The organism is Stenotrophomonas sp. P5_B8 (assembly GCF_054049855.1).
Window position 1 is genome coordinate 1 of sequence record NZ_JBFULO010000160.1, and the last position, 8,113, is coordinate 8,113.

Below are 8,113 nucleotides of genomic sequence, written 5' to 3' on the forward strand. Positions count from 1 at the left end.
GTGGACCTGCTGCTGGTCCGCGATGACGACATCCCCGGGCTGATCGCCGATGGCGTGTGCGACTTCGGCATCGTCGGCCGCAACGAACTGGACGAGCAGGGCGCCGCGCGCCGTCGGCTCGGCCTGCCCGATGCCTACCAGGCGCTGCGCGGGCTCAACTTCGGCCAGTGCCGGCTGATGCTGGCGGTGCCCGAAGAGTGGGAATGGACCGGGGTGGAACAACTGGCCGGCAAGCGCATCGCCACCAGCTACCCGGCGATCCTGGCCGACTGGCTGGCCGCACGCGGCGTGGACGCGCAGGTGGTGGAACTGTCCGGGTCGGTGGAAATCGCGCCGCGACTGGGCACCGCCGACCTGATCTGCGACCTGGTGTCCAGCGGCGCGACCCTGGCCGCCAACCAGCTCAAGCCGGTGGAAACCCTGATCGAAAGCGAAGCGGTGCTGGCCGGTCCGGTGCGCACGCCCGATGACGCCCGCGCCGGGCTGATGGCGATGCTGCTGCGGCGCCTGGATGGCGTGGTGAAGGTGCAGGACAGCAAGCTGCTGATGTTCCGCGCCGCGCTGGACCGGGTGTCCGAGCTGACCCGGCTGCTGCCCGATGCCGACCCGCTGGTGCAGTTGCCCGATGACGGCGGCCACCTGCGTTTGCAGACGATGTGCCACGGCGCGTTGACCTGGCAGCGGTTGGAGGACCTGGAACGCGCCGGTGCGCAGGGGTTGATGGTGTTGAGCGTGGAGCGGTCGCTGGCATGAATCGTCTGACGTGGTCCCAATTGGATGCCGGCGCCCAGGCGCAGGCCTTGCAACGCCCGGTCCAGGCCGTGGCGGGGCGCACCCGTGAATCGGTCGCGGCGTTGATCGCGGCGGTGCGCGCGGGCGGCGATGCCGCGCTGCGCGAGATCACCCTGCGCTTCGACGGCGTGGCGCCGGAAAGCTTCGAAGTGAGCGAGGCGGAATTCGCCGTGGCCGAACAGGCGGTGTCTGCCGAACTGCGCCAGGCGATGACCGATGCCGCTGCGCGGATCCGCACCTTCCACCAGGCGGGCATGAGCCAGGGCTATGCGGTGGAGACCGCACCGGGCGTGCGCTGCGAGCGCGTCGTGYGTCCGATCGGTCGCGTCGGCCTGTATGTACCGGCCGGCAGCGCGCCGTTGCCGTCGACCGCGCTGATGCTCGGCGTGCCGGCACAGCTGGCCGGCTGCCGCGAAGTGGTGCTGTGCACGCCCCCGCGCAAGGACGGCAGCGCCGATCCGGCCGTGCTGGTGGCCGCGCGCCTGACCGGCGTGCACCGGGTGTTCAAGCTCGGCGGTGCGCAGGCGATCGCCGCGATGGCCTATGGCACCGACAGCGTGCCGGCCTGCGACAAGCTGTTCGGCCCGGGCAACAGTTTCGTGACCGAAGCCAAGCAGCAAGTGGCGCAGGACGGTGCCGCGGCGATTGACATGCCGGCCGGGCCGTCGGAAGTGCTGGTGATCGCCGATGCGGGTGCCAACCCGGCGTTCGTGGCCGCCGACCTGCTGTCGCAGGCCGAGCACGGCCCGGATTCGCAGGTGCTGCTGCTTACCGACGACGCGGCGATGCTCGACCGCGTGGCCGCCGAAGTGCAGGCGCAGTTGGCACGGCTGTCGCGTGCGGATATCGCCGCGCAGGCGTTGCAGGCCTCGCAGCTGATCCGGGTCGATTCGCTGGAACAGGCCTTCCAGATCAGCAATCGCTACGCGCCCGAACACCTGATCCTGGCCCTGCGTGAACCGCGTGCGTGGCTGGAGCAGGTCGAAGCGGCCGGCTCGGTGTTCCTGGGCGATTACACCCCCGAAGCACTTGGCGACTACTGCAGCGGCACCAACCACGTGCTGCCTACCGCCGGCGCCGCCCGCGCCTACAGCGGGGTGAGCGTGGCCAGCTTCCAGAACCTGATCAGCGTGCAGTCGGCCACCGCGCAGGGCATCGCCGCGATCGGTGGCTGCGCGCGCGTGCTGGCACGTGCCGAAGGCCTGGACGCACATGAAAACGCGGTGACCCTGCGCATGGAGGCCGCCGCATGAGCGCCTCGTCGTCGGTGATGTCGCTGGTGCGCCCGGACCTGCAGGCCTTTGCGGGTTATTCCTCGGCGCGCAGCAGTGCGCTGGTGGGCGATGTGTGGCTCAATGCCAACGAATCGGCCTGGGCTAACCCGGCCGACAGCGAAGGCCGCGCGCGCCGCTATCCGGACCCGCAGCCGGCTGCCTTGCGCGCCCGCCTGGCCGATCTTTATGGCTGCGCCCCGGATCAATTGTTGATGGGGCGCGGCAGCGATGAAGCGATCGACCTGCTGGTGCGCGCGCTGTGCGAACCGGGCCGGGATGCGGTGCTGGTGACGCCGCCGGTGTTCGGCATGTACGCGGTGTGCGCACGCCTGCAGAACGCACCGCTGCTGGAGGTGCCGCTGCGCGATGACGGCGACGCACTGAACGTCGATATCGACGCGGTGATCGCCGCCGCGCTGGCCGGCAACGCCAAGCTGGTATTCCTGTGTTCACCGTCCAATCCGGCCGGCAGCGCGATCGCGCTGGCGCAGATCGAGCAGGTGGCCCGTGCGCTGCAGGGCAGGGCGCTGGTGGTGGTGGATGAGGCCTATGCCGAGTACGCGGTGCTGCCGTCGGCGGTGTCGCTGCTGGCAACGTACGACAACCTCGCTGTGCTGCGTACCTTGTCCAAGGCGCACGCGCTGGCGGCGGCCCGGATCGGCAGCCTGATCGCCGCGCCGGCCCTGATCCAGCTGCTGCGCCGCTGCCAGGCCCCGTATCCGATCCCCGGCCCGTGCGCCGATCTGGCCCTGGCCGGGCTGAGCGAGAGCAACCTGCAGCTGACGGCGTCACGCGTGGAGCGGATCAAGCTGGAGCGCAACCGCCTGCAACAGGCGCTGGCGGTGCTGCCGGGGGTGCTGCGGGTCTATCCCTCGCAGGGCAACTACCTGCTGGTCCGCTTCGCCGATGCGCAGCAGGCCTTCGACGCGTTGCTCGATGCGGGCGTGGTGGTGCGCGACCAGCGCGCTGCGCCGCAGCTGCACGACGCGCTGCGCATCACCGTGGGCAGCACCCTGGAGAACGATCGCGTGCTCAGTGCGCTGTCGGTACGGAGGGTTGCCGCATGACGCCCATCCTGTTTGTCGACCGCGACGGCACGCTCATCGAGGAGCCGGCCGATTTCCAGATCGATGCGTACGAGAAGATCCGCTTCGTGCGCGACGTGATCCCGGCCATGCTCAAGCTGCGCGATGCCGGTTACCAGTTCGTGATCGTCAGCAACCAGGACGGCCTCGGCAGCGAAAGCTATCCGCAGGCCAGTTTCGAGGGTCCCAACGACCTGATGCTGCAGATCTTCGCCAGCCAGGGCATCGTCTTCCGTGACGTGCTCATCGACGGCACCTGGCCGCACGACAACGCACCGACCCGCAAGCCGGGCATCGGCATGATGCTGTCCTACCTGCAGGACCGCAGCATCGACTGGGCCCGCTCGGCGATGGTYGGTGACCGGCCTACCGACATCCAGTTCGCCGACAACATGAAGATCCGCGGCTTCCAGCTGCGCACCGGGCAGTTCGGCGGCGACTGGGACTGGAACGGCATCGCCCATGAACTGGCCGATGCGCCGCGCCGCGCCGTCGTGCAGCGCAATACCAAGGAAACGAAGATCCGCGTGGAGGTCGATCTGGACCGCACCGCCGAGCCGCAGACCCATACCGGACTGCCGTTCTTCGACCACATGCTGGAGCAGATCGGCAAGCACGGCGGGTTCGCGCTGAGCGTGCAGGCCGAGGGCGACCTGCACATCGACGAGCACCACACCATTGAAGACACCGGGCTGGCACTGGGCCAGGCGTTGCGTGAGGCACTGGGCGACAAGCGCGGGATCGGCCGCTACGGGTTCACCCTGCCGATGGACGAGACCCTGGCCAGCGCTGCGCTGGATTTCAGTGGGCGTCCCTATTTCGTGTTCGAGGGCGAGTTCAAGCGCGAGCGGGTGGGCGACATGCCCACCGAGCTGGTGCCGCACTTCTTCCGCTCGCTCTGCGATGCGGCCGGACTCAACCTGCACCTGAACGTGCGCGGCGACAACGACCACCACAAGGTCGAGGCCTGTTTCAAGGCGCTGGCGCGTGCGTTGCGCCAGGCGCTGCCGCGGCAGGGCACCGCCTTGCCGAGCACCAAGGGGGCGCTGTGAGCGAGGTCGCGCTGATCGATGCCGGTGGCGCGAATCTTGGCTCGGTGCGCTATGCGCTGGAGCGGCTGGGCGTGCAGGTGCGGCTGGTGCGGGATGCGAAGGGGCTGCGCGGGGTGTCGCGGGTGATCCTGCCCGGCGTGGGCGCGGCGCCGCATGGCATGGCGCGCCTGCATGCGCAGGACCTGGTGCAACCGCTGCGCGACCTGGAGGTGCCGCTGCTGGGCATCTGCCTGGGCATGCAGCTGCTGTTCGAGGGCTCCGAGGAAGGCCACGTGGAATGCCTGGGGTTGATGCCGGGAGTGGTGCGCCACCTGCATCCGGCCACCGGCATCCGCGTGCCGCACATGGGCTGGAACCGGCTGCTGCCGCTGCGCGAATCGGATCTGCTGGCGGGTGTGCCAGAGCGCGCCAGTGCGTACTTCGTGCACAGCTACGCCGCGCCGTTGGGTGAGCACACCGTGGCGGCCTGCGATCACGGCGGCCTGTTTGCCGCCGTGGTGCAGCGCGGCCGCCATAGCGGGGCCCAGTTCCATCCCGAACGGTCCGCCGCCACCGGCGCGCGGATCCTGCGCAATTTCATCGAGAACGAATCGACATGAGTTTCACCGTCTATCCCGCCCTGGACATCCGCGAAGGCCGCGTGGTGCGCCTGCTGCAGGGCGACTACGCGCAGCAGACCACCTATGGCGACGACCCGCTGCCGCGTGCGCAGGCCTTTGCCGACGCCGGCGCGGACTGGATGCACCTGGTCGATCTGGATGCCGCGCGGGCGGGTGGCTACACGCTTTCCCCGCTGCTGTCCTCGATCGCGCAGCAGACCCCGCTGAAGGTGCAGACCGGCGGTGGCGTGCGCTCGCGCGACGACGTCGCGCGCATCCTCGATGCCGGCGCGACCCGCGTAGTGGTCGGCTCGGTGTCGGTCCGCGAGCCGGAAACGGTGATCGGCTGGCTCGGTGAGTTCGGCCCGGAGCGGTTGACCATCGCACTGGACGCCCGCCAGGCCGACGACGGCCGCTGGCTGCTGCCGGTGCATGGTTGGACAGAAACCGCCGAGGACACGCTCGACGTGCTGGCCACGCGGTATGCCCAGGCCGGCATGCGGCACCTGCTGTGCACCGACATCGCCCGCGACGGGATGCTGTCCGGCCCCAACATCGGGCTGTACCAGCATCTGGCAGCGCTGCTCCCGGGCGTGGCCGTGCAGGCCTCCGGTGGCGTGCGCAGTGCCGCCGACGTGGCCGACGCCAAGGCGGTGGGTTGCGGTGGTGCCATTCTCGGCAAGGCCTTGCTGGAAGGCCGCATGACCCTGCAGGGAGCGCTGGCATGCTGAGCCGTCGGCTGATTCCCTGCCTGGACGTGCGCGACGGCCGCGTGGTCAAGGGCGTGCGCTTCCGCGATCACGTGGACATGGGCGACATCGCCGAACTGGCGCTGCGTTACCGCGACCAGGGCGCCGATGAGCTGGTGTTCTATGACATCGGCGCTAGCCCGGAAGGGCGCGCGGTGGACGTGGCGTGGATCGAGCGCATCGCGCGGCTGATCGACATTCCGTTCTGCGTGGCCGGCGGCATCAGCGATGTGGAGACCGCGCGCCGGGTGCTGTATGCCGGCGCCGACAAGATCTCGATCAACTCGCCGGCACTGGGTCGTCCGGCGTTGATCGAGGAACTGGCCGATGCCTTCGGCGTGCAATGCGTGGTGGTCGGCATCGACTCGGTGCGCGAGGCGGACGGGGAATGGCGGGTGCGCCGCTTCAGCGGCGATCCGGACAAGACCCAGGCGGTCCCCGTGCGTACGTTGGACTGGCTGGTGGAAGCGCAGCGCCGCGGTGCCGGTGAGATCGTGCTGAACTGCATGGACAGTGACGGCGTGCGCCGCGGTTACGATGTGGCCCAGCTGCGCCAGGCACGCGCGTTGTGCCAGGTGCCATTGATTGCTTCCGGTGGCGCCGRTGAGATGCAGCACTTCGCCGACGTGTTCGACCAGGCCGACGTTGATGGCGCGCTGGCCGCCAGTGTTTTCCACAGTGGCGCCATCGCCATTCCCGCGCTCAAGCAGTTCCTGCGCGCGCAGCAGAGCGAGGTTCGAGATGTCTATTGAAGTACTGCCCTCGCGCGAGGCCCTGGACGGGCTGGACTGGGCCAAGGGCGATGGCCTGCTGCCGGTCGTGGTGCAGGACGCCGATACCCTGGCGGTATTGATGCTGGGCTACGCCAACGCCGCATCGCTGGCGCAAACCCTGGCCACCGGGCACATGACCTTCTACAGCCGCAGCAAACAGCGGCTGTGGACCAAGGGCGAGTCCTCGGGCAACGTGCTGGCCGTGGTCGCCGTGCGCATCGATTGCGACCGCGACACCCTGCTGGTCAGCGCCCGSCCCGCCGGCCCGACCTGCCACACCGGCAGCGAAAGCTGCTTCGCGCAGGCACCGGGCAACTTCCTCGGCCGCCTGGATGCGCTGGTGTTGCAGCGCGAGCAGCAGCGCCCGGCCRGCAGCTACACCACCACGCTGTTCGAAGGCGGCACCCGCCGCATCGCCCAGAAGGTGGGCGAGGAGGGCGTGGAAACCGCGCTGGCGGGGGTGGTGCAGGACGACGCCGCGCTGCTCGGTGAATCGGCGGACCTGCTGTTCCACCTGATCGTGCTTTTGCGCGCGCGCGGGCTGTCGCTGGACGATGCGGTGCAGGTGCTGGCAACGCGGCACGCACGCTGAGCGCGACCGCGCGTGCCGTTTAACGTCGGTGAAACGCGGCACACGCGATGATGTGCCGCTTTACAATCACCCACCCCTGAACGGACTGTCCCGATGACCCGCACTGCTGCCTGGCTGGCCTGCCTGCTGTTGACCACCGCACCCGCCCTGGCCGCCGAGGTGACCGTGAGTGGCAAGGTCTACCAGGAGCGCGACGGCAAGCCCGGTCGCGGGCCGACCGATCCGGGCCTGGCGGGGGTGCAGGTCTCCAACGGCGAAACCATCGTGCGCACCGCCGCCGATGGCAGCTACAGCCTGCCCGTGCGCGAGGGGCAGACGGTGTTCGTGATCAAGCCCGATGAGTATCGCTTCCCGGCCGCGGACAACGGGCTGCCGGCCTACTGGCGTCATTACGCGCCGCAGGGCTCACCGCGGCTGAAGTACGACGGCATCCACGCGACCGGCACCAACACCCGCAACTGGGATTTCGCGCTGGAGCCGGCCAAGGGCAGCGATGCGGCACGCGCCGGGTTCGAGATGCTGGTGTTCACCGATTCGCAGACCGCCAGCAAGGTCGACATCGATTACTACCGGCGCGCCATCGTCGAACCGATCATCGGCAAGCATCCGGCGCGACTCGGCACCACGCTGGGCGACATCGTCAACGACGACCTGGACCTGTACCCGACCATCAACAAGGCCACCGCGCAGCTGCAGGTGCCGTGGTTCCATGTGCCGGGCAACCACGACCTGGATGTCGATGCCGGCGACGACCGCCATTCGCTGGACAGCTGGCGGGCGGTCTATGGCCCCGATACCTACGCGGTGGAGGAGGGCGGGGCCAGCTTCGTGTTCCTCGATGACGTGGTCTACGACCCCAAGGCCAAGCCGACCTACGTGGGCGGCTTGCGCGCGGACCAGTTCACCTTCCTCGGCAACTACCTCAAGGGCCTGCCGCGCGACCGGCTGGTGGTGCTGGGCATGCACATTCCGCTGTTCGATGCCGCCCCGGGCCGCGAAACCTTCCGCCATGCCGACCGCACGCGCCTGTTCGGGCTGCTCAAGGATTTCCCCAACGTGCTGGTGCTCAGCGGCCACAGCCACACCCAGCAGCACTACTACCACGGTGCCGCCGAAGGCTGGCAGGGGGCAAAGCCGCTGCATGAGTACAACGTCGGCGCCGCCTGTGGTGCGTTCTGGTCCGGAGTGAAGGACAGC

Annotated in this window: 9 protein-coding genes; all 9 read left to right on the forward strand. The window is 69.2% G+C overall.

Annotated features, from left to right (window positions below):
• Positions 1-753, forward strand: a 753-nt coding sequence (hisG, locus tag ACXJKH_RS10615) for an ATP phosphoribosyltransferase (protein WP_457319404.1), incomplete at its 5' end; no start/stop codon positions are given.
• The gene (gene hisD, locus ACXJKH_RS10620) at positions 750-2,045 is read left to right on the forward strand and encodes a histidinol dehydrogenase (protein ID WP_457319405.1); all 1,296 of its coding nucleotides are present in this window, start codon (positions 750-752) and stop codon (positions 2,043-2,045) included. The genes hisG and hisD, both read left to right, overlap by 4 nt.
• Positions 2,042-3,133, forward strand: coding sequence for a histidinol-phosphate transaminase (gene hisC / locus ACXJKH_RS10625; protein WP_457319406.1), 1,092 nt, complete (start codon positions 2,042-2,044; stop codon positions 3,131-3,133). The genes hisD and hisC overlap by 4 nt, the downstream gene beginning before the upstream one ends.
• A complete protein-coding gene (hisB, locus tag ACXJKH_RS10630) occupies positions 3,130-4,203 on the forward strand; it encodes a bifunctional histidinol-phosphatase/imidazoleglycerol-phosphate dehydratase HisB (protein ID WP_457319407.1) in 1,074 nt (357 codons plus the stop codon). Before hisC ends, hisB begins: the two co-directional genes overlap by 4 nt.
• Entirely contained in the window at positions 4,200-4,802 is a 603-nt protein-coding gene (gene hisH / locus ACXJKH_RS10635; RefSeq protein WP_256773893.1) for an imidazole glycerol phosphate synthase subunit HisH, read from the forward strand. Before hisB ends, hisH begins: the two co-directional genes overlap by 4 nt.
• Complete coding sequence (hisA, locus tag ACXJKH_RS10640) at positions 4,799-5,533, forward strand: 1-(5-phosphoribosyl)-5-[(5-phosphoribosylamino)methylideneamino]imidazole-4-carboxamide isomerase (protein ID WP_256773892.1); 735 nt, start codon at positions 4,799-4,801, stop codon at positions 5,531-5,533. Before hisH ends, hisA begins: the two co-directional genes overlap by 4 nt.
• Positions 5,527-6,303 (forward strand): imidazole glycerol phosphate synthase subunit HisF, encoded by a 777-nt coding sequence (gene hisF / locus ACXJKH_RS10645; RefSeq protein ID WP_457319408.1) that lies wholly within the window; start codon positions 5,527-5,529, stop codon positions 6,301-6,303. The genes hisA and hisF overlap by 7 nt, the downstream gene beginning before the upstream one ends.
• The gene (hisIE, locus tag ACXJKH_RS10650) at positions 6,293-6,916 is read left to right on the forward strand and encodes a bifunctional phosphoribosyl-AMP cyclohydrolase/phosphoribosyl-ATP diphosphatase HisIE (protein ID WP_457319409.1); all 624 of its coding nucleotides are present in this window, start codon (positions 6,293-6,295) and stop codon (positions 6,914-6,916) included. The genes hisF and hisIE overlap by 11 nt, the downstream gene beginning before the upstream one ends.
• 93 nt (positions 6,917-7,009) lie before the next feature.
• A partial coding sequence (locus ACXJKH_RS10655; protein WP_457319410.1) for a metallophosphoesterase N-terminal domain-containing protein occupies positions 7,010-8,113 on the forward strand: 1,104 nt, incomplete at its 3' end.